The sequence below is a fragment of the Terrihalobacillus insolitus genome, from assembly GCF_028416575.1.
Classification (GTDB): domain Bacteria; phylum Bacillota; class Bacilli; order Bacillales; family Amphibacillaceae; genus Terrihalobacillus; species Terrihalobacillus insolitus.
Genome location: NZ_JAMQKB010000001.1, coordinates 252,870 through 278,071 on the forward strand (window position 1 = coordinate 252,870; position 25,202 = coordinate 278,071).

Annotated in this window: 24 protein-coding genes; 6 read left to right on the forward strand and 18 right to left on the reverse strand. The window is 38.5% G+C overall.

Annotated elements, in window-relative coordinates:
• Positions 1–37: 37 nt before the first annotated feature.
• The 11 genes from NC797_RS01225 to NC797_RS01275 form a co-directional block, all read right to left on the reverse strand.
• Positions 38–1,012 carry a Gfo/Idh/MocA family protein gene (locus tag NC797_RS01225; protein WP_272434782.1) on the reverse strand — a complete coding sequence of 325 codons (975 nt, stop codon included), beginning with the start codon at positions 1,010–1,012 and terminating at the stop codon, positions 38–40.
• Positions 1,009–1,704, reverse strand: a complete 696-nt coding sequence (locus NC797_RS01230) for a hypothetical protein (protein ID WP_272434783.1) — start codon at positions 1,702–1,704, stop codon at positions 1,009–1,011. The genes NC797_RS01225 and NC797_RS01230 overlap by 4 nt, the downstream gene beginning before the upstream one ends.
• 11 nt (positions 1,705–1,715) lie before the next feature.
• Positions 1,716–2,549: a sugar phosphate isomerase/epimerase family protein gene (locus tag NC797_RS01235; RefSeq protein ID WP_272434784.1), complete on the reverse strand. Its 834-nt coding sequence runs from the start codon at positions 2,547–2,549 to the stop codon at positions 1,716–1,718.
• Between the two features lie 13 nt (positions 2,550–2,562).
• Positions 2,563–3,537 carry an acetylxylan esterase gene (locus NC797_RS01240; protein WP_272434785.1) on the reverse strand — a complete coding sequence of 325 codons (975 nt, stop codon included), beginning with the start codon at positions 3,535–3,537 and terminating at the stop codon, positions 2,563–2,565.
• Between the two features lie 14 nt (positions 3,538–3,551).
• Positions 3,552–5,102, reverse strand: a complete 1,551-nt coding sequence (locus NC797_RS01245) for an FAD-dependent oxidoreductase (protein WP_272434786.1) — start codon at positions 5,100–5,102, stop codon at positions 3,552–3,554.
• Positions 5,102–6,154: a Gfo/Idh/MocA family protein gene (locus NC797_RS01250; RefSeq protein ID WP_272434788.1), complete on the reverse strand. Its 1,053-nt coding sequence runs from the start codon at positions 6,152–6,154 to the stop codon at positions 5,102–5,104. Before NC797_RS01250 ends, NC797_RS01245 begins: the two co-directional genes overlap by 1 nt.
• Before the next feature lie 287 nt (positions 6,155–6,441).
• Positions 6,442–6,663 (reverse strand): hypothetical protein, encoded by a 222-nt coding sequence (locus NC797_RS01255; RefSeq protein WP_272434789.1) that lies wholly within the window; start codon positions 6,661–6,663, stop codon positions 6,442–6,444.
• A 12-nt stretch (positions 6,664–6,675) separates the two neighbouring features.
• Positions 6,676–7,494: a Gfo/Idh/MocA family protein gene (locus NC797_RS01260; protein WP_272434790.1), complete on the reverse strand. Its 819-nt coding sequence runs from the start codon at positions 7,492–7,494 to the stop codon at positions 6,676–6,678.
• Positions 7,448–8,509: a zinc-dependent alcohol dehydrogenase gene (locus tag NC797_RS01265; RefSeq protein ID WP_272434791.1), complete on the reverse strand. Its 1,062-nt coding sequence runs from the start codon at positions 8,507–8,509 to the stop codon at positions 7,448–7,450. Before NC797_RS01265 ends, NC797_RS01260 begins: the two co-directional genes overlap by 47 nt.
• Positions 8,510–8,521: 12 nt before the next feature.
• On the reverse strand, positions 8,522–9,574 hold the full coding sequence (locus NC797_RS01270; protein ID WP_272434793.1) for a dihydrodipicolinate synthase family protein: 1,053 nt from the start codon (positions 9,572–9,574) through the stop codon (positions 8,522–8,524).
• On the reverse strand, positions 9,575–10,591 hold the full coding sequence (locus NC797_RS01275) for an NAD-dependent epimerase/dehydratase family protein (RefSeq protein ID WP_272434794.1): 1,017 nt from the start codon (positions 10,589–10,591) through the stop codon (positions 9,575–9,577). It lies immediately after the preceding gene.
• Positions 10,592–10,788: 197 nt separating this feature from the next.
• On the opposite strand from NC797_RS01275, the gene NC797_RS01280 reads away from it, so the two are divergent.
• Complete coding sequence (locus tag NC797_RS01280) at positions 10,789–12,150, forward strand: GTP cyclohydrolase IIa (protein WP_272434795.1); 1,362 nt, start codon at positions 10,789–10,791, stop codon at positions 12,148–12,150.
• Positions 12,151–12,181: 31 nt separating this feature from the next.
• Here NC797_RS01280 and NC797_RS01285 read toward each other — a convergent pair whose 3' ends face one another.
• The 4 genes from NC797_RS01285 to NC797_RS01300 form a co-directional block, all read right to left on the reverse strand.
• Complete coding sequence (locus NC797_RS01285; RefSeq protein ID WP_272434796.1) at positions 12,182–13,084, reverse strand: Gfo/Idh/MocA family protein; 903 nt, start codon at positions 13,082–13,084, stop codon at positions 12,182–12,184.
• 26 nt (positions 13,085–13,110) lie between these two features.
• Positions 13,111–13,914: a carbohydrate ABC transporter permease gene (locus NC797_RS01290; RefSeq protein ID WP_272434797.1), complete on the reverse strand. Its 804-nt coding sequence runs from the start codon at positions 13,912–13,914 to the stop codon at positions 13,111–13,113.
• Between the two features lie 31 nt (positions 13,915–13,945).
• On the reverse strand, positions 13,946–14,878 hold the full coding sequence (locus NC797_RS01295; RefSeq protein ID WP_272434798.1) for a carbohydrate ABC transporter permease: 933 nt from the start codon (positions 14,876–14,878) through the stop codon (positions 13,946–13,948).
• Positions 14,879–14,941: 63 nt separating this feature from the next.
• Entirely contained in the window at positions 14,942–16,183 is a 1,242-nt protein-coding gene (locus NC797_RS01300; RefSeq protein ID WP_272434799.1) for a sugar ABC transporter substrate-binding protein, read from the reverse strand.
• Positions 16,184–16,487: 304 nt separating this feature from the next.
• Between NC797_RS01300 and NC797_RS01305 the strand changes: the two genes are divergently transcribed.
• Positions 16,488–17,120, forward strand: a complete 633-nt coding sequence (locus NC797_RS01305) for a YesL family protein (protein WP_272434800.1) — start codon at positions 16,488–16,490, stop codon at positions 17,118–17,120.
• Positions 17,121–17,151: 31 nt separating this feature from the next.
• Here the strand turns inward: NC797_RS01305 and NC797_RS01310 are convergent, their stop codons facing one another.
• The 3 genes from NC797_RS01310 to NC797_RS01320 all read right to left on the reverse strand — a co-directional run bounded on the left by NC797_RS01310 (position 17,152) and on the right by NC797_RS01320 (position 21,261).
• Positions 17,152–18,753: an FAD-dependent oxidoreductase gene (locus NC797_RS01310; RefSeq protein ID WP_272434801.1), complete on the reverse strand. Its 1,602-nt coding sequence runs from the start codon at positions 18,751–18,753 to the stop codon at positions 17,152–17,154.
• The gene (locus NC797_RS01315; protein ID WP_272434802.1) at positions 18,734–20,383 is read right to left on the reverse strand and encodes a hypothetical protein; all 1,650 of its coding nucleotides are present in this window, start codon (positions 20,381–20,383) and stop codon (positions 18,734–18,736) included. Before NC797_RS01315 ends, NC797_RS01310 begins: the two co-directional genes overlap by 20 nt.
• A 134-nt stretch (positions 20,384–20,517) precedes the next feature.
• Positions 20,518–21,261: an endonuclease/exonuclease/phosphatase family protein gene (locus NC797_RS01320; protein WP_272434804.1), complete on the reverse strand. Its 744-nt coding sequence runs from the start codon at positions 21,259–21,261 to the stop codon at positions 20,518–20,520.
• Positions 21,262–21,823: 562 nt separating this feature from the next.
• On the opposite strand from NC797_RS01320, the gene NC797_RS01325 reads away from it, so the two are divergent.
• The 4 genes from NC797_RS01325 to NC797_RS01340 are packed head-to-tail and all read left to right on the forward strand — an operon-like array spanning position 21,824 to position 25,197.
• On the forward strand, positions 21,824–22,486 hold the full coding sequence (locus tag NC797_RS01325) for an ABC transporter permease (protein ID WP_465250224.1): 663 nt from the start codon (positions 21,824–21,826) through the stop codon (positions 22,484–22,486).
• A 32-nt stretch (positions 22,487–22,518) separates the two neighbouring features.
• Entirely contained in the window at positions 22,519–23,496 is a 978-nt protein-coding gene (locus NC797_RS01330) for an ABC transporter ATP-binding protein (RefSeq protein ID WP_272434805.1), read from the forward strand.
• A 30-nt stretch (positions 23,497–23,526) separates the two neighbouring features.
• On the forward strand, positions 23,527–24,273 hold the full coding sequence (locus NC797_RS01335) for an ABC transporter permease (RefSeq protein ID WP_272434806.1): 747 nt from the start codon (positions 23,527–23,529) through the stop codon (positions 24,271–24,273).
• A gap of 18 nt (positions 24,274–24,291) precedes the next feature.
• Positions 24,292–25,197 (forward strand): ABC transporter substrate-binding protein, encoded by a 906-nt coding sequence (locus NC797_RS01340; protein WP_272434807.1) that lies wholly within the window; start codon positions 24,292–24,294, stop codon positions 25,195–25,197.
• Positions 25,198–25,202 lie beyond the last annotated feature (5 nt).

Genomic DNA, 25,202 nt, shown 5'->3' on the forward strand with positions numbered 1-25,202 from the left:
GTGGGCATCTATTTTTGCAAACAGATGCCCATTACCTTTATAAATACACTTTTGATTTTCTATTACTTGATTGATATGCCGCTAAGGCAACTTCCAATGCTTTTAACCCGTCATAACCAGAAATTGATGGTTCTCTTTTCTGTTCCACACATTCCACAAAATCTTGGATCAGTCCAAAGTCCATATCATTTCCATAAAAAACATTGGACAATGATTGATTCCCGCTAGCAAACAGACGAAAATGTTCTTTGAGCGCATCCACCTTAACCGTTTGTTTCGTGCCAATTACTTCGATGGTCACGTCCCCCCATGTCGGATATTCTGAAAAACGTGACCAACTCGCATCATGTGAAGCAATGACACCATTTGCGAATTGAAGTGTAAGAATTCCCGCATCATCAATATCGATTTGGTGGAAGTAAGAATCAACAATCGAATAGACTTCGGTTATTTCCTTTCCTAAATACCAGCGCATAATATCTACCATATGTACGGTATGATCTAGTACCGCACCACCACCAGAAAGTTTCTCATCGATAAACCAGCCACCTGGGTTTTGCCCACGATTTGTTGTACGAAAGGCAACAATATCACCAAGCTCTCCCGCATCAATCAACCTTTTTAACTGCTGAATTGGAGAACTGAACCTTACTGGAAATGCAGTTTGTAAAATAACTTCATGCCCTTTACAAACGCCGATCATTTCCCAGGCATCTTCAACCGTAGTTGCAATCGGCTTTTCACAGAGAATATGTTTTTTTGCTTTCGCTGCGTTGATTGTCATTTCCTTATGACGGTTATTTTCACTACAAATAATCACGGCATCCATATCCACTTCTAGAAAAGAACCTTGATCTGGGTAATGCTTTGTGCTGTATTTTTCTGCTACTTCTTTCCCTCGCTCCATATTATCATCATAAATTCCCACTAACTCTACGTTGGGAAGTTTCATTAAGCTATCTGCATAGCTGTATGCATGCATATGGGCAAAACTCATCATCCCGATTTTCATGACTGAACACCTCCATTAACTTTATTGTGGAAGTTTGAAAGACGTTCTACCAGTCTATCGTCCACAGTATGGGACAAATCAAAAATAGCTTCCACACTATAGGAAAGTGGAAGTGAGGTATACCTTTTCGGTTCAAAGGGGTTCATCTCACAACTATTAAACTCAATAATTGTGTTAATGCCACTCCATTCCAACTCGATAAAATCTTCGCCTGAAAACGTATAATCCAAATGCGCTATTGTGCCTCCACCAAAGTTTATCATTACAATGACATGAGATGGCTTTACTTCTGCACTTGAACGCTTTACGCTAACAGACTCAGGGTCACCAAATACTGTCGACAAAACGTAGAGATCACTAGCAATTAATGTATTATCCTCATTTTCAACAATTCTTCGTAACCGAAAAATACCTTTCGTATTTCTGCGGATGACTTCCTTTGTTTTTTGGAAAAATGGATAACATTCCAAATCAAAATATACCTTCGTTCCATCCGTTAGGCTGTCACTAAGTAATATAGATGGGATAAAAACCGTATGACCAACAAGTGATTCCCCATTATAATTGCCCCAATCAATCACATAAGTCTTCGTAGCATTCGTTAATTGTGCAGTACCTTCCACTACCTCCACTTCACTTCTAGCAGTTTGAAAATCTAGCTTGTTTACATTAGCAATCACTACATTTCTCATGCGCATCCCTCCTACTTTAATAGTTTTCTCAGACGACGAACTGCCTCTTCGTTCGCTACTTTCGGGTCATCTTTTCCTTCATATTCAATCGATAACCACCCATCATAACCGATTTCATTTAAGCCATTGACGATATAGGATAAATTCACTTGCCCTTCACCAGGAATCGTACCAATTACTTCCACTCCCTGTGTCGAGCGAAAACCTTTCACCTGTTCCGAAGGGTCCTTTATACGAAAATCCTTAAAATGAACATGCACAATTTTTTCACGTAGTTTATCAAACGCTTTTTCCGGTTCTTCATGAACTAATAGAAAGTTTCCCGTATCAAACGTTGATTTTACATACGGACTATTTACTTTCTCAATTATTTCTTCAACCTGTTCGCTTTTCCCTGCTAATAAACCATGATTTTCAATCGCTAAATAAACCTGTTCTCTTTCTGCCTTTTCCGCAGATCGCTTCAACCCTTCCACAATCCAATCCTGGCCATCCTCATAAGTTAAGTTCCCATGCAGGTCACCACAGAACACGCGAACGATATTTGTTCCTAGTTTTTTAGCCACTTCAATGCCATCATTAATTTTTTCTACCTCAAGCGTGCGTTCTTCTGCTGACTCTTTCACGAAATTATTTGTAACGTCATAGGCCGAAACTTGCAACTCCATCTCTCGCAATTTGGACACTACTTCCGCAATTTCATTTTCCTTATCCTTCCAATAAATATCAAGTAATTCGACACCACCCAAACCAATTTCCTTTGCATAGTTTAAAAAGTCGACCGTCGTCCAATTTTCTTTTTGCACCCTAGCATTCACGCTATACATACTTACACTAACCCTCACAGTAACTCCCCCTTTAACCGTTAATTTGTTTTGCAATAAAGGCGATTTTCTTTTCTTCATGAAACATGTTTGCTTCATGGACAAATTGCGGATAAACCTCTATGTTTTTATCCTTGGCAGCGAGATGATTATACGCTGCAAACACAGTTGATGGGGGGGTTATCGCATCTTCTAAACCAACTCCCATTAAGGTCGGACAAGTGATCCTATCACAAAAATGGACACTGTCGATATATCCGAGTGTCTTCAACACATTTTCATACGCTTCGTATTGGGGGTCATGCCATTTAAAATAGTTCACGATCTCCATATACGGACCTGACAATGCTACCTCTAACGCTCGCTCAAAGTGAGCAATAAATGGCCAATCTGCTGCAACAAAATCTACGTTTCCATCCAGCCCTGCTGCGGTCAGTGCCAATCCACCACCTTGCGACCCACCTATCACGCCAAATCTTGTAGGTTGAATGGGGAATGAGTTAGACCAAACCCAATTCAACTGCATCAAAATATCGCGATACACATTCGTAAAATAATAGTTCTTCGGATCATGAATCCCATTTAACATCCAACCAAGTATTCGACTGCCGTTTTCGTACTTGCCATAATCAGGTGAATCTCCTTGCCCTCTTACGTCAAAGGAAACAACTGCAATACCTAGTGTCGTCCACTTCAAAAAATTAGTAGCAAATCCACGAGATCCGGTATACCCATGAAAGAAAAAGATAGCTGGACATTCCGTTACACCCTTTGGCTTTACGAAAAGACCTTTTAATGGTGTTTCATCCCAGCTAGTGAACGTCAGATCTGCCACGTCAACCGTTGGAACAGCATAGTCTCGCCAGTTGACCGCAACATCGGGTGTGAACGTACTGATTTCTTTTTTTTCGTTATCCCAAAACATCTGAAAATCACTTGGCTTATTCGTTAATTCTGGACGATATTTCCGCAGTTCATTTAACGGGTAATCTCCAACTTTTCTCCCCACATTTATCACTCCGATTACTGGTAAAATTCTTTCGGCCACTCCAGCTCAAAACCATCTTCCCTTAAGCTATCTTGGAATCCTTGCAAAAGCTTGGCATCATTTCTAACGCTTTTTGGATCTGTCCCATTTTTGATGCAAAACGCAACAAGTGCCCCACAAGCTTCACCAATATTCCATTCCACTGGGTGTAACCGGTAACAGCCATTCGTTATATGCGTCGTGCCGATATTTTTGCAGCCTGCTAACACATTGTCCATATCTGTTGGAATAAGTGTCCCTAACGGAATATGAAAAGGCAGTGCTTTAATATCCAAATAATTTTTTCCAGCCATACTTGGGTGCAAATCAATACTATAGGATCCTATTCCTACTCTGTCTTCGTATTCCTTGCCTGTTTTACCTTCATTAAAGTCTGGCGAGACATCTTGTTCTGTCACGGTATATTCTGCTTTAATCCTTCTCGACTCACGGATGTACGGTGCTTTTGCTAGACCATCTTCGGTATCAAAAATATCCTTCCGCAGCTTTAAACTTGGATATCCTTTACCTCCATCTGGTCGTGGTGCTTCAGTTTGCAACCAGTACAATAGAGAAAGGCTTAACTGCTTTGCCTGATACAGATGCTTTTCTTTTTCCGCTTCCGAAACATCATACACATTGCCTAAAAAGTAATCGTTTTGCGGCCAATTTAATAACGTCATATCTCCCGCTGTAAATGGAAGGTTATACTGTCCTATATCGAAAATCCGACGGTACTCCCATAACGGGAACCCCGATTCTTCACGAAACAACGTATACTTTCGCTTTTCCTTTGTAATCGGGTGTGGTGCATAAAAGCTTAAATACTTATCTGGCCAAAAGTCCGGTTGAAAATATTTCCAAAAATTGTACATTCCCGGTTTGGCAATTGTATGATCTTCTCCTTCCCGGTATTCCATCCCAAGAACATAGGTGAATGCTTGGATATCAATCGGGTCCGTTTCCTCTAAAGCATGCATTTCACCTGTTTCACTTTTTGCTTCTGCACCAGTTATATACTTCATTCCTGCTAATGGCAACAGATCACCTGACTCGGTTGCATCTATATAATACGGTGCAAAAACTTGCTGTTCATTGCTAGTTTTCTTATTTTTTACCGTAACTTCCTTAATGTCTCGAACATTTTTTTTAACATCGGAAACTTCACTGTTTAAAGCAATGATTAGCTGATTCGTTAACACATAAGGCAACAACATTTCATTCAAGACATGTAACGTAACACGTGGATCATGACAAATATTACTGACCAACCCATTCCCGGGATTTAATGGGGCAGGTTCCCCTCTTACATCCATCGCCCGCATATACGTCTCTCGTACCTTGGCCCGGTATGTACGATACCGTTTTGTGCATCCAAATTCTTCAATCCATTGGTGTTCATCCGGTGGAACCCCTTGGGAAGTCACCTGGCCGCCGATCCACTCCGTTTCCTCCGTTAGAAGAACCGTTAGCCCATTGGCACAAGCTGACATCGCTGCGGCACAGCCTCCCAATCCACCTCCTGCTACGACGACATCTACTTTCATTACATATAAACTTCCTTACCTGTTTTAGCGGATTCATACACTGCATTTAACATTTTCATCACTTGAACCCCATCGGAAACTGGTGCGATCGTCTCTGTTCCATTTAGGCAACAGTCAACAAAATGGTTGATTTCATTCACAAATGCTTGATTAAAATCAAAGTCTAACTTATCAATTTGCGGAGTTACATTCAAGATCGTATTATGTTTTTCGTTTACTATAGCTAATTCAGGTTCAATTTCTGCCCCACCTTTGTCACCGAACAGTTTTACATATAACTCATCTTTTTTCGCTTGTAGGGTAAAGCTTACATCAACCATGATTGAAGCCCCATTTTCAAAGCGAATCATGGCATTCGTTAAATCTTCCACATCATTTAATGTCGGATCATAATCAGCAGCTTTATAGAATGATAAATTCCCAATATGACTGCGATTTCCTAGCTTTTTATACGTGTTTCCACTAACAGACACTGGACGTGGTTTTCCCATGAAGTACCAGCAAATATCTATCATATGTACCCCTAAATCAATTAAAGGACCTCCACCAGATTTGGTGATATCACTGAACCAACCACCAGGATTACCAAGTCTACGTAAACACGATGTTTTCGCATAATAGATTTCACCGAGTTCACCATGATCAATAAATGTTTTCAATAGCTTTGCATTATCCCCGTGACGACGTACAAAGCCAACTTGTAATAGCTTTCCTGTTTTCCTTTGCGTTGCTTCTACAGCTAGTGCTTCATCCACGGTCATCGATAACGGTTTTTCCACTAAGACATGTTTTCCAGCTTCCATTGCGGCAATGGCAATTTCGGCATGGGAATTATTCCACGTACAAATACTAACCGCATCAATGGCTTCATTCTTTAATAAATCATGATAGTCAGTATACAACTCAGCAACATCATAGCGCTTCCCATTTTCTTGCAGACGATCCTCATTCAAATCACATAGCGCAACTAATTCAACCTGTTCATTGCTTAAATATGGTTCGATATGAAACTGTGAAATTGACCCAACTCCAACTACACCTACTTTTAACATAGAAAATTCCCCTTTCAACCAAGTAATTTTTCAATGACAATTATCTAAAAGTTTACTGCTTTTCCAAGTATAGAATCTCAACTAGAAGTTGATATAAATTGCGACATAACTTTAGCATGACTTCCTTCCATCCTTCGAAGATGGATGCTAAACCAGCGTGCGGAAAAACGCTCTCTTTCCGGGGGCACGGCTTCAGTAATCAGAACGAGCGAAAACCACACGAAAGGGAATTTTCACTACGTTGCAGTTTATATAAATAACAACAAACAGTGCGAAAAGAGAGCCTTTTAAAAAACAATCTCCTTTTGTTTCTTCGAAGATTCATAGATACCGAGTAACATTTTTAACATTTCATAGCCCTGTTCCCCATCAATTACTGGCTGTTGCTTCGTTCGAACACAATCAACAAAATGATCGATTTCCTCTTTGAATGTGTCCCCGTCCACATACTTAGGAAAAACTTCCGTCAATACCCCGTTTTCTTCCTTATAAATGGTTAACGGAGTCAACTTAGCACCACCTTAATCACCAAACAGCTCCAATTGCACACCGTCATCCTGTTCTCCATTGATCGCCCAGGCAATTTCCAAATTAATTACAGCACCATTTTTGAAACGAATCCATGCAGATGCAAAGTCATCGACATTGACGACATGGTCGGCATTTAACTTCTTATTTTTCGATGTCCATGCAGATATATACTTTGTCTCGTGGTTACCAAATGTGGTTAACGTCTGGCCGGTGATCGATTGTACTTCTTGTTTGCCCATTAACCACCAGGCGAGATCTAACACATGGACACCGATATCCATCAATGCTCCACCACCAGAAAGCTCCTTATTCGTGAACCATCCTTGTGGTGTGCCCCGACCTCGGAACAACTTTGCTTTAACATGATACAGGTTGCCAAATGTACCATTATCTATATATTCCCTCAAAATGGCTACATCACGACGAAAACGATGGGTCATTCCAACCATCGTGATCACATTTTTTTCTTTCGTTAGTGTTAAGTAATCATTTACTGCCTCCAAGTCGATACCAATTGGTTTTTCGATAAACACATGAATTCCATGTTGTGCAGCTTTTTTTGCAATGGGTATATGGGTAGCATTTGGCGTACAAATAAGAACGGCATCCGTATGTGTTTGCTCAATCAATTCATCAATTGTTTGAAATACATTTGGAATATCATGTTTTTTTGCAACAGATGCTGCTCGTTCTAGATCGATGTCTACTAATGCGTTTACGGTTACATGGTCATTCTCCTGTAAATAGTTAAGATGAACTGATTCAGCAATCGCACCAATTCCGATAATTGCTACCTGTACGTTTTCCATCCAGATCAACACCTTGCTCGTTATAGTTAATTAATTTCGTTAATGTGGTTGATTGTTTGTTTTGTAACTCCTCGTAAGCTCCAGGGGCATCAGAAAAGTCAACTTCTTCTGTAATAAATGGCTTCACATTAATCCGCTTCTCACTCACTAGTCGGATATACTCCGCGATATTTCGTCCTTCCGTCCAGCGGATAAAACCATACGGATAGTCAATCGCATGCTGTTCATATACGTTGTCATAGCGTCCAGGCCCACCCGCTCGTGAAATAAATAGTTGTGCTTCTTTCGCAAACATCAAGTTTCTCGGAAAATCAGGTTCAATATCCCCAACAATGACCACTTTCCCTTTGTTTCGAATCCATTTTAAGCTCTCATGTGTTAGTTGAGAACGCTTACCACTTGTACAAAGTAAGACAGCATCTGCCCCTTGGCCATTTGTCGAATGTTGTATTTCATTTTCCATCTCTTCTATAGAGGTGAAGGATTTAATATTTGGCTCATCCAACATGTTGGTTCTTTCCTTACTTAAGTCACACGCAATGACGTTATATGCTGCAGCATTGGCAATTTTAGCGATCATTTGTCCGAGTACCCCAAGTCCGATAACGACAGCCGTTTCCCCAAACTGTAAGTCAGCAATGCGTAAGGCATGAATGGCAATTGCTCCTAGACCAGCAAGTGATGCCTCCTGTGGCTTAACATGGTTTGGAACTTTGGCGTATAGAGTTTTCGGAACGAGCAAGTATTCTTGATGGTGTACATATGGAGCACCATAACATGCTACAAGATCACCTTTTTGTACATCCGTAATTCCACTTCCGCATTCTTCCACAACACCCATAGCACTGTAGCCCATGTTAATTCCCGTATCCTTGCTGTTCTCTAAAATGGTAACCTCTGTGCCTGCAGAAATAGCAGAATACATTGTTTTTACTAGAATATATGAATCTTTCACTATAGGTATATCATCTTCCACAATATGAGCCCGTTTTTGTTGAGCAATGAGTTTTCGCAAACCGAGCACCTCCTATTCTAACCACCTATTTATGTTTTCTTTTACGTAATCATCATCATGTAAGTGCGGGTATGCGGAATAGACCCGATCGATTTCTTCCAATTGATTCGGACTCAGTTTTTCATTTTCTAACAGGCACCAGTTGCCCTGCAAAATTCCCTGTCTGGTCAATACTTCATTTATCCCAGCGATAGAGCCTTTAAAGTCATTAGCTACGTCAAAAAAGGCAGCATTGGCATCGGTGATCTCTTGCCCCAATGTAAGCAATTCACTTGGGACCTGGTTATAGTCCCGTACCTTTTTAATTTCTTCAAAAATTTCAACTACTCGTTTTGTCCATACCGACCAATGTCCAAGTAAACCACCAACAATTTTCTTCTTCACCTGTACACCGTCTACGTCGATTCGATATGTTGTCAGTAAATCGTTTACGATGGTATCGTCATTACCTGTATATAAGGCAATTTCTTCATTTCGACTTGATTGGCATACTGCTCGAACCACATCATGCGTCAAGTACCGGTTAAACGGTGCAATTTTAATTGCGTGTACATTCGAAATATCAGCTAGCTGTTTCCAAAAATCATAGGTTAATCTTCTTCCACCAACAGCTGGCTGCAAATAAAATCCAATGACAGGAATGATTGCTGCGACCTTCTGTGTACGTTCTAATAGTGCTTCCTCTGATAGATTCTGTAAACCACCCATACTGAGTAGCCCAAGATCATACCCAATTCTTTTAGCAAATTCAGCCTCTTGAAGCGCTTGTTCCACTGGCCCACAAATACCAGCAATTTTAATAAACCTTTGCGGAACATTTGCGCGTTTCATTTCATCGATTGCCAGTGTCAGGACTTTTTCAAACAGATTAAACTTTGGATCACGTATTTCAAATTGGGTTGTATGAACCCCAACTGCTAATCCGCCAACACCAGCATCGATGTAATACCGAGTTAGTGCTCGTTGCCTCGTAACATCCAGCTTTCGCTCAGTTGTCAGTGCCAGTGGATGTGCTGGTATGACCGTTCCTTCGTGTAAATGCTGTTTGACTTCCTCTCTCAACATTTAGAATGCTCCTTCCCTCTCCTGAAAATGGGTTGGTTTATTATGGGTTACCCCACCATGTACAACCCATTCCGCAATCATATCCATCATTTCTTGTACCGATACTTTTGGATAGCCAAACAGTTTATGGGCGTTCGATGCATTGTTAAGTAGAGCTTTTTCTCGTTCAACATTTTCAAATATTGCTTCTTTCTCAAGTCGTTTTGCAAACTCTGTTGCTATCCATCTTACAGACAATGTTTCTGGCCCCGTGACATTTAGAATAGTTGGTGGATGATCCACATGTAAGAGGGAACGTACCGCATATTCATTGGCATCTCCTTGCCAAATAACATTGACATTTCCCATCGTTAAATCAATGGCCTTTCCTTTATATACTTGTTTAGCAATTTCCAGTAACACCCCATAGCGCAGATCAATTGCGTAGTTTAAACGAAAGATTAGCATTGGTGTTTTATTTTTATAGGAAAAATACGTCAACATTCGCTCACGTCCTAAACATGATTGTGCATACTCTCCAACTGGATTTACTGGAGAATCTTCAGAGCATCCATTTGTTAATACGCTTGTAAGTGGATAAACATTCCCTGTTGAAAACGCGACAATTCGTGAATCCTTGAACTTTTCGGCTAGCCTACCAGGAAGGTACGCATTCATCGCCCATGTAAAATGTTCATTTCCTACCGTTCCGAACTTATTTCCTGCCATATAAATAATATTTTCAACGTTTGGTAACGATTGGAGTGCATCTTCATTTAATAAATCAACAGCGATTGTTTCAATTCCCATTGCTTCTAATTCGTCTCGTAAATTTCCAGAAGAAAATCGAGATACACCAATTATTCGTTTATTAATTCCAACTTCATCGATCGCCCTTTTTATAAGCTTTGCTAACGTCGGCCCCATTTTTCCGCCAACACCAAGGATCATTATATCTCCATCAATGGATTGAATATCTTTTATTAATAACTCTGATGGAGTTGTCATAAAATTTTCTAATTCTATAATCGTTTTCATTTTGTCACTCCTAGTAATCTATTGTTTAATTTATTGTATGTAGTCAATTATTAAAAGACAAGTCTTTAAATGGTCTTTTAATCTAATGTTCTAGAAATAAATGTATGAATTTTGACAATATTACAAATTAGCAGTATGATAAAAACAATATTAAAGGACATGTCTATACTTCTGTCTTAAAAGGAGGATGTTAATCTATGGAATTAAAGAATTCAATCAAAGAAATGTCCGAAATTGTCATTGGTATTATTGGACCCACAGAAATTTATGAACAAATAAAAACTGTTTTGAAATCGTTCCCAAACTTCAAACCGATGTATTTAATCGTCAATTCGAATAATCAGTTTAAGGAAGACGTCATTGCGTTGATGTCCAAGGTAGATGTTGTCATGTTTACCGAATATCATTTATACTACATGGTTAAACAACATGTTGATTTCAACATCCCCGTCCACCATGTACCACTAATGGGCACAGGTTTATATAAATCCTTATTCTTAATCAAAAACATCCATGGACTAACGAATTTATCCGTCGATTCCATTGATCAACAATACGTCAATCTAATTCTATACGAGCTAGAAGAAGAGGAATGTGAAATGTACGTTTATAAGAACCAATTCCATTCATTTTCGGTTGACGGTATCGTACAATTTCATCAAGACAATCATCGTAAGAATGGGTCAATTGTCCTTACAGGAGTTCAAGAAGTATCAACAAAGTTATCAGAATTACACATTCCAAATGAATTGGTAACACCAACAAATCAAGATATGATTGTTTCACTGGAACGAGCACTACTTGCAACGGAAACAAGGCGAAATAAAGAATCGCAAATTGTATTTGGCTTGATCGATATCGATAACTTTCAAAAGGTAACGGAAAAATATACGTCCGAACATGATGTCCAGCTATTAAAACTACAAATTCAACAAATACTGCTCGACTACATTAAACAGCTTGATGGCCATTTAGTTAACCTTGGTGGAGAAGAGTACTTATTTATTACCACTCGTGGAATATTCGAGCGGGAAACACGAGGCTATAAGTTCCTTCCATTATTAAAAGATATGAAAAGTGAGATCGGAATCACGCTTAGTCTTGGTGTTGGCTTTGGCCAATCTGCTGCTGAAGCAGGTAACCATGCACGACTCGCATTACGTCAATCTAAAGAATTAGGGGGAAATATTTGTTATATTGTTCGAGAAGATCGCAGTGTGATCGGCCCTGTAGATATAACAAGCCAGACCCATTATGAACAATATGAGCTATCCATTACGGATGCGAAACTATTTGACAAAGCAGAGAAAGCTGGGATGTCTGCTGCTTATATGGCCAAACTGATGGCACGTGTGAAACGTCATAATAAAATTGACTATACAGCACAAGAATTAGCCTCCACCCTTAATGTCACGATTCGAAGTGCACATCGTATTTTATTAAAATGGATGGATGCTGAATTGGTCGATATCATTGGCGAAGAAAAAGTAACGTACAAAGGCCGACCAAGACGGATTTATCGACTTAGTTTTATTAATGAAGAGCAGCTAAGTGTGTAACAGGAGAGGAACGAGGAAAGTCCCGCTTCTGTTACACATACTGCTTTTCTCCCGTTTGCTTGCTCTTATTTGCCGCCTCAATAAAAAGAATCATTTCCCTCGTTTCTTGTAAATGCACTCGTGAATTCCCATCCCGGAAAAAACATATGATTTCCTCTAATAAACTCGCATAAAACGGCTTATCACTACTTTTAATAGCAACATATTCTGAACCATCATCATAATGAATCACTGCACCAAACTGTTCATTTCCAACACGATTTCCTCTGACTGTCCCTATTCTTCCATCTTTCCATACCCCCGTAATGACATCATAATCACTATTTGATTCGGTAGTAACCTCCTTTATCCCTGCACCTAAAAGGCTATACAGCATCTCAATTGTATGAATTCCATACCAAAAAAACCCTGACTGTTCTTCTTCTAAATACATTGGGCCAAAGCAATCTGCGCCAACTACATGTCGATCGGGAAATGCATGAATAACCGCCTGTAGCCCTTCAGCAAACCGCAATGCAGAGGAACTCATTATTGGTGTTTCGTACTTATCAGCTAAACGAATCATTACATCCGCTTCCTGAGAACTTAGGCTTAACGGTTTATCAATAAAGATTGGTTTGCGACATGAAGCAATTTTTTGTAGCTGTTCTAGATGTTGAGCACCATCAACCGATTCTATTAAAATAGCATCGCTTTCTTCTACAACTGCTTTCATCGAATCAACGATTTTTACCCCATAAGTTTGTTTTAACTCCAGGGTAAACTTATCTAAGCGAGACATACTTAACGCAAAATCAGGTGAGCCATCAGGAAAAGCAGCAACCACTTTTCCACCTTTCACATGGTACTTCCCGCTTTGATTATGAAGTAATTTTGTAAATGCAATGACATGGCTAGTATCGAGTCCAATCATACCAATATTAAGTTCCTTCACATTAGTTTCCCCCTATTGCATCCATCCTATTTTAATCCAGACATTTGGATACCCTCAGTAAAGTATCGTTGAAAGAACAGGAATATTAAGAAAGTTGGAATAAACGAAAGAGTCGATCCCGTCATTTCAACTCCAAAGTTTCCTTCCTTACCGAGTAACGATGCTAAACCAACTGTTACGGGGAACATTTTTTCTTCTGTCATGTAAATCAAAGGCTGAAATAAATCATTCCAGTTACTAATAAATGAGAATGTTCCTACGGTCGCAACTACTGGAATGGATAACGGTAAAATGATTTTAAAGAAAATCTGGATATCGTTCGCCCCATCAATATAAGCTGCTTCTTCAAAGTCATTCGGAATACCTTGCAGATATTGACGTATGAGGAATACGCCCATGATTCCCCATAATTCAGGTACAATAAGTGCCCAATACGTATTGATCCATCCAAACTGAGCAAACATAATATACTTCGGAATAATTAGTAATTGCTGTGGGATCATGATAACAGCCATAAAGGTCCAAAATATTGCTTCTCTTCCTGGAAATTTCTTTTTCGCAAAGATATATCCTAAAACTGCACATAGGAACATTTGGCTAAATACTGGAATGATGGTAATAATAACAGAGTTAAGGATCCACCTTAGAAAAATCCCATCCCGAAAGATATAAGTATAGTTTGCAATCGATGGGTCATTTGGTATCCAGAAGAAAGGATCTAACAACACATATTCCACCTCTTTAAATGAACCTAGCACCATAATGAGAAATGGGAGTAAAAAACTGAACGTCAATATGAATAACAGTATATAGGTAAAAAACTTTTTCACGTTTTTACACTCCTTCCAAACAACTTGTAGCTTAATAGAATGATGATTCCTTGCCTAAATATTTTCTCTGAATCAATGAAACAACTAAGATAACGAAGAACAATGCATAGGATAAAACAGCGGCATAGCTTAAATTAAGACTACTAAACCCTTGTTGATAGAGGTAGAAAACGATCGTTGTTGTTGCATAGTTTGGTCCTCCACCTGTAAGGAGATAAGCCGAATCAAAGATTTGGAATGAACCGATTGTTGTGATGATCGCTACATAAAAATGGATCGGTTTTAACAACGGAAACGTCACTTTCCAAAATATTTTTAAAGGTGATGCTCCATCAATTCTAGCAGCCTCGTATAGTTGATTAGGAATGGATTGTAATCCAGCAAAATAATAAATCATCGTACTTCCAGCTACTTTAAATATACTTAATCCAGCCAATACGATAAGCGCTTGACCAGAATCCGATAAAAATAATTGAGAATCCACACCAAAAATATTTAACACCCAATTGACCATGCCATTATCGGTACCACGGAATAACCAGCCCCATAAACCTGCGATAATAACAAAGGAGGTTACTACAGGCAAGAAAAATATTCCTTTAAAAAAACCAGCGAATTTAACCCCTGAATTAATAATTAAAGCTAATATCAATCCAAGTGCCATCGTTGGTACAATATAATAAACAGAGAACATAAATGTATTCCAAAGTGCTTTCCATGCGAGCTTATCATTAAAAAAATTAACCCAATGCTTTAATCCAACCCATTCACTATTACCGATTACTCTCCAATCCATAAAGGTTAAAACGAAACTAAATAGGAAAGGGAAAACTTGAAAAATAGCAAAATGGATTAAAATTGGAAACAAAAAAATATAAACAATCGCATTTTTCCTAAATCGTTCTTTAAAAGGTAATTTACTTTTAGTTTTGTTAAACCTCTTATTGTTATTCTTCAGTGTCATCACCTAATTCATATGTAATTTAAGACAGAGCGGGAGATTACTCACCCCTCTGTCCATTATACTCTATTGACTTACCGCTCCTTCAATTGCCTCCGCTGCTGCATCCGCAGCTTCTTGTGGTGTTACGTCGCCTTCCAGCATCGCTTGAAGTTGTGCTTGTATCATCGGCATAATGTCACGCCCTTTAGGATTGATGACTCCTGGCAACGTATACTGGGTATAAGACGCTAACTGACTCAAAAATGGTTGCTCATCAAAAATATCTTTTGAAGACTCTCTAGCAGGAATATATTGTGTTACTTTGTTAAACGTACGTTGATTTTCCGCATTCGTTAGTGTCTTTACAAATTCTGCTGCTGTTGCAGGATTATCCGTGTTTGACGGTACAACAAACATTCCAGTTGTACCATATGCTGCTTGCTTTTTATTTTTTAATGGCGGTCCAATTACGAAGTCTATTTTCCCTTTATTTTGCAAATTCGCTAATGTATTACCAGATCCTAATATTGCTAGCATTTGACCATCTTCCCATAGTGCATTTTGTTCCATCGCAGTAACAGAGTCTTCTGGAATCCAGCCATTTTTATACATTTTATTAATGAAACTAAATGCCTCTACTCCACCTTCACCATTAATTAAAACTTCATTATCCGCTGAAACAATATCTCCACCAGCTTGCCAAATGTATGGATACAATGTATTATTCATGGATCCACCACCTTGGAACGATGTTGCATAGAAACCTTGCTCTTTAGCTTTAACAGCCCATGCCTCAAACTCTTTCCACGTCTCAGGTAGATTTTCAGGATCCTCCCCAATAGCTTCAATTACCGATTTGTTATAAAATAATGTGTCGACAGACTGCAATATTGGAAGACCATACAATTTATCTTTCCACGTTGTTGATACTAGTGCGGAATCAACAAAGTCATCCATATCATATCCTTCTAAGTATGGATCCAGTTCCAAAAGCATTCCTACGTCGGCATATTGAGGCATTTGATCAGGAATTGCATAAAACACATCTGGACCGTTGTTTGCTGCCAGGGCCGTTAAAATCTTTTGATCACGGTTTGCCCAAGGAATGATTTCGATGTTAACCTCTGCATCATATTCTTCTTGAAATGATGTACTAATTTTATCCCACATTTCTTCTTCTTTCTCAGCATCCCCAGTAAACGGATGCGCCCAAACAGTGATCTCTCCACCGACTTCTCCTTCAGCACCTCCACTTGTGTCATTAGAACAGCCAGCTACAACAAGACCAATCACAAGTAATAAAGTAAGAAAACTAATCTTCTTCATAATTAAACCCCTTTCATTTTTTTAAATAAAAAGAAAATTTTGATTAAATAAAATATCCACCTCCCTATAGACCTTTAACCTGTCACTAAATTGCAATATATTCTTAAAAAAACGCTGTGACGGAAACAATAGCCAATAGATGATTGTAAGAGTTTGACTAGTTGAAATATTCTTAATGACTACTTTTATAGTATGTTTTTTTTGTACAAGAGACAAGTCTATTAATTGTCTTTAAATGCTGTTTACTAAGATTATTATCAATTTGCTGTATAATGAACACATAATGGATTTGTGGAGTGATAAAATGGGTGGCTGGGAAAAATTTAACCAAATTGTATACTGGATGCTGAAAATAGCTTACATCAACCTGTTATGGATCTTCTTTACTGTAATAGGGCTTATTGCTTTTGGAATTTTCCCAGCAACTGCTGCAATGTTTGCCATAACACGTAAATGGATAATTTTAGAGGAAAGGGACTTCAAGATTTTTCAAACTTTTTGGTCCTTCTATCGGCAAGACTTTTTTAAACTAAACGGTTTTGCACTTATCTTTATTGTAATCGGTTATTTCTTGTATTACGATGTGAGCTTTTTACAGTTGAATAGTGGCAGCTTCCGATTTTTAATACCGGTTGTCATGTTAATTGCTATTTCTTATGTAATCACATTATTATTTTTCTTCCCGGTATTTGTTCATTTTAAATTGAAATTCTTTCAATATATGAAGCAATCTTTTTTAATCGCACTTACATCACCTGTTGAGGTAAGCGGAATGATTCTGTCAGCATTCCTTCTTTATGCGATGGTTTATCTACTACCTGGTATTATTCCGCTATTCACCGGAAGTTTGCTCGCTGTTTGCCTGACGTTGTTAAGTAAACGGGCGTTTTTGAGACTAGAGAAGAAAATGGGTATGAGTGTTCAGGAACAAGGGTAGTGGTGATAGTGGAAAAACGGGCGGGAACATATTAGCTCCCACCCGTTTTTAATTCCTGACCAAATGTCTCTTTCATTCTTTCAACAGGATCATCTTCTATGGACGGATCCCATTCCAGTACTTGATCTTCATCTAGTAATCTTTGTTTTAATTTATTATAATCAACTTGTTGGACTGGTATATTTTCTTGATACGCTAATGCTACAGCCGATCCAGCCGACTGCCCAAGAATCATAAACACTGGTTCCATTCGAATCGAACCAAATGCAATATGAGAACTAGATAAACACACTGGCACTACGAGATTTGTACATTCTGTTTCTTTAGGTCTCAACGCTCGATACGAAATCGGATATGGTGATATCGGTATTTCCACATCCCCTTCATTCACGATTTTCCCATCAATTAATACCCGTCTACAATGATGGGAATCCATTTGATAGGAAGCAAGTCCAATAACGTCTTCCACGGTATCCTGCCCTAAACAATTACGATCTGTCATCACATAATCAGATACCATTCTTCTGCTTTCACGAATGTAAAGCTGTGGTGGCCAATGTCCTGTTTCTGCAAACTCATCCTTGGGAAGCCCCCACTCCGCTACCTCTTTTTGCACGTTTTCAGGAACATGTTCATCATTTGCTAAAAAGTATAGCATACCCAAGTTATAGTTTAGATGGTCTTGGAATATTTTATCCCGAGTTTCATAACTTCCATCAGGCCAGTCATAGTTCATTCCAATATGGTCCGTGGATGACCCGCCATAATTATTCAAATCTGTTTTGCCATTTGGTAGTTCGATATGTAAGTTCATTGCATCCCATACACCAGTTTGTATATAGCGTAATAATAAGGTAAAACGTTTTGGATCGTAGTTAGGTGGTTTCGGGAATGGAATGCGCTTTTTAGGATCTTTTGTTAAACAAATTCGAAAGTTATATGCCTGAATGCGCTTGTCTCCTGTTCCATTAACTTCTGATGTAATCTCTGTAATGCCTGGCAGCAGGCCACTATCCACCTCTCCTTCCTTAACAAAAGGATCGACATCCGTTTTAAAATTATGATGTGGATGGCCAAATTGAATTCCATTATACGTTTCGTTGTAGGTAGCATTTGACTCTCGTCCTACATAATATGTAATGCCCGCTTTCGCCATCAGGTCACCTTCATAGCTTGCGTCGATGAAGTACTTCCCGATAAATGTATTTCCATTTTCCATCGTAATTTTTCGAATTGCTTTTCCGCTCTTTAAAACTTTTTGTAGATGTTGCTGAAAGAAAACAGGGATATTATATTCCTCAATCCATTTTTTGAAAACATATTGTGCTGCCTTTGGCTCAAAAGTCCACTGCTCATCCCTACCGTAGTAATTTCCTAATCTTTTATAGAACTCTCGAGATAACCCGCCAATTGCTTCCTTTGCACCAAAGTCAGTAGCACCTAATCCGTTAGCGGTAATTCCACCTAGGTGTTTACTGAATTCGGCTATGACAACTTCAAGTCCCATTTTCCTCGCTTGAATCGCAGCCGTAATTCCCGCAGGTGTCGCACCATACACAACGAGTGCTGCTTGAATCTGGTGGTTAGCTTTTTCGGTTGTTCCGCTATAATAATTAAGGTTTTCGAAGCTCATCTTGTTTTTCCCTCCAATTATCCTTTGTCATTTTTAACGTTTGCATTAGATAATACAGATAAACGTTTATCATCTCCTCATTTGAGAAGGATGAAAAATTATTTTTATGTTGCCGTTTTAGCAGTTCGTAATCGAATTTTAGATTTTGTTTGTTCAGGTGTTGTAGGGCATTATCGAGATAATTAATAATGGAATCGATATCTCCTGTATAATCAACTTTTTCCGGATCTACTAATCTAGCAGGAAATAATGGCACATTCCAGCTTGTATGTTTGGATAGAATGGGTTCCAATTCCTTCAGTAACTTCTGGTATTGGTCTCCATTTTCTCCAAAAGCGGAGAAGAACTTCTGTGATGCTTCATTATAGTCCTTCCCCCAACTAAGCCCGGCATAAAAATAGTTATTAATTAGTTGTACCCACTTCCAAGGATACTTTTGGGTCATTTCTGAATTAGGATCTTTTGCGTGATATGGCACGATTAGATTTAATAGGCCGTTAATGTTTGTGATTTTGTAGCTCTGTATATCCTGGTTTATCATGTTCATCAATGGCGGAAAAATTTCGCTCAACATAAAATGATCGCTGTAATATTCTAGAACCGTTATCTTTTTGTTCTTTGTCGCGGTTTGCATTTTCCAATCAATTAAAGCATCGTAAGCTCGGATCTGTTCTTGGTTTGAGTGATCGATTGCTTGTGAATAATCACGGCCCCAATAGGCATAAAGCACATCTAGATGGGAGGAAGGTTTTGTTTTATCATCACGTTCAAGCATATTCCATGCCAATCCAGCATTATAGACGATATGTTCCACCTCTACGTCTAATTTTCGGGAAGTTATTTTAGTTTTTAGTTTCTCCATAAATGTGATGTAGGTTTGCATAAATCCGGAATCACTTACTCCAACATCCTCCGGCCATAGCGAAATCCGACTGATTATTGAATCCGCTTCACAGATCTCGATGATCTTGTCTATGACTAGATCCTGGATAGAATTATCTTTGGCAAAAAAACTTATATTTTGGGTCTTGGTATTGCCAACTTGTAATGTATTTATTAAAAAGGTGAGACTATGCCCACCTAATGTTACTTTCAAATCCCGTTTGGCTAATGCATCTATGATAGACGACCGCACCTCATCCCAGAGAAAGAAGGTAAAGAAGAACTCATTCAAGCCATTCTTCACTCCCCAATCGATTAATTGGTTTATGTAGGAAGGGTCGTTAATGGTTTCAATGATATTGCCACGCCGGGAAAATAAAGGCTCTTGAATTTGAACTATTTGGTTGGTATTTTTGTACTGCTGGTCAATTTTCTCTTCGAATCCTACCCACCGATAGCCAAACCGCTGCTCGCAAAATTGATACACACCATACAGAATAGAACGCTCTTCCTTCCCAACAATCCACACATCACTATGATCTTCCAAAATAGCAAACCCATCATGTTTCAGATAAAGTTTATTGATGCAGAAAGAAGATTCATTGTAGTCTGATTCTAGCATTAGGTGAATATGATCACCATCGAAGGATGTATTCGTACAAGCATCCTCCTTCTCCATTAACCTTCTTAATTCTTCAACCGCAAATAAAACCGTAATATGCTTGCTGTAATATAATACAGATTTCAATGGATTACCTCCTTTTTGTGCTCGATTTGGGTTTGGTGCGTTCACCCTTGGTTTGGACGCATTCAATCTTGGGTTTGGTGCACTCACCCTTGGTTTGGGTGCATTCAATCTTGGATTTGGTGCGTCTATCTTGGTTAAAGATAAAGTTTTATCGTAATTGGTAAGTGATCAGTTACCTGTGTATGCATCATGTTTTGATTTGAAAATTTAATAGACTTTGAGGTTAGAATGTAGTCGATCCTTCTATTTGGGTTATCAGCCGGAAATGTTACGGCATTCTCAATTTCTTTAAAACAATCTACAAAGTCCCCTTCATGTAATAACCACTTTATTTCTTCACTATTAGGTTCTGCGTTGAAATCCCCTAGCAATATTCTTGGCCTAACAAATGATGATGTAACTCTCGTAATTTCTTTTATTTGTGCCAATCGTTCTGATGTGTCCAAACCTAGATGTGTATTAAACACACTCACAAGAATTCCACCGACATCAATCTTCGTTCTTAGTAATCCACGTGGCTCATTCCCATAGCTGCTTAATTCGATATTCTCCGATTCGATGATTGGATACTTACTCAGAATAGCTATTCCATATTGTCTGGCTTTATCATGACCCCCTTCTGGATAAAGAGATAAATTAGCACCATATACATAATAATAGCCAAGTAACGTAGATAATTCTTTTGCTTGATCTTTGTAATTACTTCGGGATCCATAAAATTTATCAACCTCTTGAACTCCAATAATTTCTACATTAGCATCTCTCATGACTTGTGCAATTCTCTCTAAACTTAACTCACCATCTAGTCCTACCCCATGGTGAATGTTATAAGACATAAATTTAATAGCAACTTCTTCAGTTTTAGAGGTTAGGTTCATCAGTCTCTCTCCCATTCTTAGCATAGCTATCAAGCTGTTGTTATTTATTACTTTAAGGATATAAACAAGTCTTTAAAACGTCTTTATTAACTTTACTTACCATTTTTTAGTTGTGTTAACTGCTTTAGTTTCTAAACTGCTCCCTGGCTGGACTTACTACTTCACCTATATATCCCATACGCTCCATCTCCTTTCTTCTTTTAAACTCCAGTGTAAAAAATGGAAGGTACATAGGAATTGTTTAATTAGTTCCACTAAAAGCTTGATTTAATGACGAAGGATGCCGCACAGTCTGTCCACCTACCCTCCGTTTCGTGTCCCGTTTCATTAATTTCCATTATATTTCTTCCTATTTCAGCATAAGTGAACAATTATACTTGTCTCATTTAAAAATATTCTAAATACTTCAAATATGTGCGAAATCGTTAAAATAACTACCCAATCTGCAATTTGAACATACGAACAATTATTGATATTATCTAGATATTGTATATATTTTTGGTTTTCCATCGATATATAGTGATAAAAATCATATAATACTATATATTGATAACATGAGGAGGTGGAACTAATTAGCGATCTAATTAACTACTTTTTAAACAATTACGACATCTTATTCGGATTTACTGCGGAACATGTTCAGTTGGTTGGAATTGCTATTATTATCGCAATTCTTATCGGTGTCCCAGTAGGAATTTACATTACAACGAACGAAGAACTTGCTGAAACAATTCTTCAAATCACTTCCATCATTATGACCATTCCAAGTATCGCACTGTTTGGTATTATGATTCCTATCCTTTCTATTATTAATCAAGGAATTGGCTTTCTTCCCGCACTTATTGCTCTTGTTCTGTATTCTCAATTACCCATTATTCGTAATACATATACGGCAATAAATGATGTGGATCCAAACATTCGTGATGCCGCTATTGGAATTGGGATGACCACTTTCCAAAGGTTAAGAAAGGTGGAAATACCCAATGCCATGCCTCTAATTATGGCTGGAATTCGTACGGCAACCGTCTTGAACATTGGAATTGGTGCTATCGCTGCTTTTATAGGATCAGGTGGCCTTGGTGTATTAATAAATCAAGGGATTTCTCGATCCAATAGCACGATGATATTAGCAGGAGCCATTGCTGTATCGGTATTAGCTATTATTGCGGATTTATTTCTGAAATATGTGCAAAAACGATTTACTCCAAAGGGATTGAATAGCTAAAAAAGAATGTTCAAAAAGAGAGGTGACAGCGTATGATTCAATTTCAAAATGTTTCGAAAATATATGAAGGAGACGTTCAAGCGATCAATAATGTGTCCTTTAACGTCGATAACGGTGAAGTGGTTATTTTAATTGGTCCTTCTGGATGTGGGAAGACTACTCTGTTACGAATGGTAAATCAACTAGAGTCTATTACAGACGGAGAGATCAGACTTCATGGTAATAACGTAAAAGAGTTGAACAAAATCGAAATGCGTCGGAATATCGGCTATGTAATACAAAGTAACGGATTGTTCCCAAACATGACAATTGAAAAAAATGTGATGATCGTTCCCGATTTACTTGGTTGGGATAGAAAAAAACAGCGTGATCGGTTTCATTATTTAATGGAATTAATCGGTTTACATCCCGATGATTACAGAACAAGGTATCCTCATGAGCTTTCAGGTGGACAGCAACAACGAATCGGGGTGGCTCGTGCACTTGCTGCAGACCCACCCGTTATGCTGATGGACGAACCTTTTGGGGCGCTTGATCCTATTATCCGAAATCGTTTACAAGAAGAGTTTTTGCAAATTCAGCGAGAGGTGAAAAAAACGATTCTTTTTGTTAGTCATGACATTGATGAGGCGGTCAAAATGGGGGACAAGATTACCTTATTACGAAAGGGAGAAGTAATGCAATTCGATCGTCCAACGGAAATTTTAAACCATCCAAAAAATGCATTTGTTTCTGAGTTTGTTGGACAAGATCGAGTGTTGAAGAGCATGAGTTTATACTCGATCAAAGACCTTTCTCAAGCCATTTCTTTAAAACAGAAGGTGGAATCAAATGACACCAAAACCATTAAAGAAGATACGTCACTACGGATCGCTATCTCCATCCTTCTCAATCAAGAAGCAGACCAAATTATCGTTCTTGATGATGCTGGAAACAACTTAGGAAGCTTGACGCTCGATCTCATCGAACAATTCCTTCATAAAGAAGTGAAGCGAACTGAAATAAAGTGACCATAGAAATAAATGGAAAGGAGCGAAAAGATGAGCAAACAGAAACGTATTGCAATTATCGTAAAGGCTTTTTTCTGGATACTTGTTCTAGCTTTTTTCTACTGGGTTGTTACCAATAATATGTTTTCTAGAATTATAGAAGATCCAAATAAATTCTTTACATTACTAACCCAACATATAACAATCGTCATCGTGTCTAGTTTTATTGCAGTTTTAACATCGATTCCACTTGGTATTCTACTTACTCGGCCCAAGTTTCGACGTGGGGAATGGCTGGTAGTCAATATAGCAAATCTAGGTCAAACCATCCCAAGCCTGGCTGTACTGGCACTTGCAATGGGGGTATTAGGCATCGGGATGAAAGCAGCCATTGTCGCACTTTACGTCTATTCCCTCCTCCCAATTTTACAAAACACAATTGCTGGGATAGACTCAGTTGATTCAAAGACAAAGGATGCGGCTCGTGGAATGGGATTAACACCAAAGCAAATTTTGTGGAGAGTGGAGTTGCCAAATGCCGCCTTTTCCATCATAGCTGGAGTTAGAACTGCTTTAGTTATAAATATTGGCACAGCTGCACTAGCCTACCTGATCGGTGGAGGCGGGTTAGGTGTATGGATTTTTACAGGAATCCAATTATTTGATAATACGTACCTTATGTCAGGTGCTATACCCGTCACATTGCTTGCTATCTTAGTGGATCTAGGGTGTAGGGTGTTACAGTTTTTACTAGTACCAAAAGGGTTAAGGCTAGCTCGTGAGGCAATTAAATCATGATATAACGGAGGGCTTACAATGAAAAAAATCATATCACTATTTACTATTATTATTTTGATAACCGTGTTAACAGCTTGCTCAGGTAGCGGAAGTGCTGATAAAAAAATCACAGTTGGTGCTAAGAGCTTTACCGAACAATTTTTGTTGGCGAAAATGACGGCACTTATGCTTGAGGACAATGGATTTGAAGTAGATGAAAAAAGTAATATGGGAAGCAGTGCATTAAGAAAAGCATTAGAGAACAAGCAAGTTGATCTCACATGGGATTATACAGGTACAGGTCTCGTAACTTACCTCGGACAAGATCCAATTGCTGAAAAACAAAAGGCATATGAAACGTTAAAGCAAATAGATGAGGAAGAGAATGGAATTGTCTGGACAAATCTTGCCGACGCGAACAATACGTATACGATTATGATGCGAAAGGAACAATCTGAGGAATTAGGAATTACATCTATTAGTGATTTGGCAGACTATATGAACAACAGTGGAGATTTCCGCTTTGCGACAGATGCTGAATTTGCTAATCGTCCAGATGGGCTTCCAGGAGTAGAAGAAACCTATCAATTTGAATTCCCAGATGAAAATGTAAAGGAAATGTCGATCGGTCTATATTATGATGCATTGAAAAATGAAGAAGTTGAAACAGCTGTAGGATTTGCTACTGATGCACGAATTCAAGCATTTGATTTAGTTAATCTTGAAGATGACAAATCCTTCTTTCCTTCCTACAATGCCGCAATTGCAATGACAGATGAAACCTATGAAAAGTACCCAGAAATTGAAGAAATCTTCAAACCACTTTCCGATATGCTAGATGGAGAAACATTAATGGATCTCAATTATCAAGTGGATATTGAAGAAAAAAGTGTGGATGAAGTAGCAGAAAATTTCTTAGTTGAAAATGGATTGTTGGACGAATAAGTATG

What these genes read in the sequence shown, in the direction of transcription:
- NC797_RS01245 (WP_272434786.1), bottom strand. Translation starts at nt 5,102, where the DNA reads ATGAAAGTAGATGTCGTCGTAGCAGGAGGTGGATTGGGAGGCTGTGCC.
- NC797_RS01225 (WP_272434782.1), bottom strand. Translation starts at nt 1,012, where the DNA reads ATGAAAATCGGGATGATGAGTTTTGCCCATATGCATGCATACAGCTAT.
- NC797_RS01305 (WP_272434800.1), top strand. Translation starts at nt 16,488, where the DNA reads ATGGGTGGCTGGGAAAAATTTAACCAAATTGTATACTGGATGCTGAAA.
- NC797_RS01280 (WP_272434795.1), top strand. Translation starts at nt 10,789, where the DNA reads ATGGAATTAAAGAATTCAATCAAAGAAATGTCCGAAATTGTCATTGGT.
- NC797_RS01275 (WP_272434794.1), bottom strand. Translation starts at nt 10,591, where the DNA reads ATGAAAACGATTATAGAATTAGAAAATTTTATGACAACTCCATCAGAG.
- NC797_RS01300 (WP_272434799.1), bottom strand. Translation starts at nt 16,183, where the DNA reads ATGAAGAAGATTAGTTTTCTTACTTTATTACTTGTGATTGGTCTTGTT.
- NC797_RS01310 (WP_272434801.1), bottom strand. Translation starts at nt 18,753, where the DNA reads ATGAGCTTCGAAAACCTTAATTATTATAGCGGAACAACCGAAAAAGCT.
- NC797_RS01260 (WP_272434790.1), bottom strand. Translation starts at nt 7,494, where the DNA reads ATGGAAAACGTACAGGTAGCAATTATCGGAATTGGTGCGATTGCTGAA.
- NC797_RS01340 (WP_272434807.1), top strand. Translation starts at nt 24,292, where the DNA reads ATGAAAAAAATCATATCACTATTTACTATTATTATTTTGATAACCGTG.
- NC797_RS01230 (WP_272434783.1), bottom strand. Translation starts at nt 1,704, where the DNA reads ATGAGAAATGTAGTGATTGCTAATGTAAACAAGCTAGATTTTCAAACT.
- NC797_RS01320 (WP_272434804.1), bottom strand. Translation starts at nt 21,261, where the DNA reads ATGAACCTAACCTCTAAAACTGAAGAAGTTGCTATTAAATTTATGTCT.
- NC797_RS01330 (WP_272434805.1), top strand. Translation starts at nt 22,519, where the DNA reads ATGATTCAATTTCAAAATGTTTCGAAAATATATGAAGGAGACGTTCAA.
- NC797_RS01270 (WP_272434793.1), bottom strand. Translation starts at nt 9,574, where the DNA reads ATGTTGAGAGAGGAAGTCAAACAGCATTTACACGAAGGAACGGTCATA.
- NC797_RS01250 (WP_272434788.1), bottom strand. Translation starts at nt 6,154, where the DNA reads ATGTTAAAAGTAGGTGTAGTTGGAGTTGGGTCAATTTCACAGTTTCAT.
- NC797_RS01335 (WP_272434806.1), top strand. Translation starts at nt 23,527, where the DNA reads ATGAGCAAACAGAAACGTATTGCAATTATCGTAAAGGCTTTTTTCTGG.
- NC797_RS01295 (WP_272434798.1), bottom strand. Translation starts at nt 14,878, where the DNA reads ATGACACTGAAGAATAACAATAAGAGGTTTAACAAAACTAAAAGTAAA.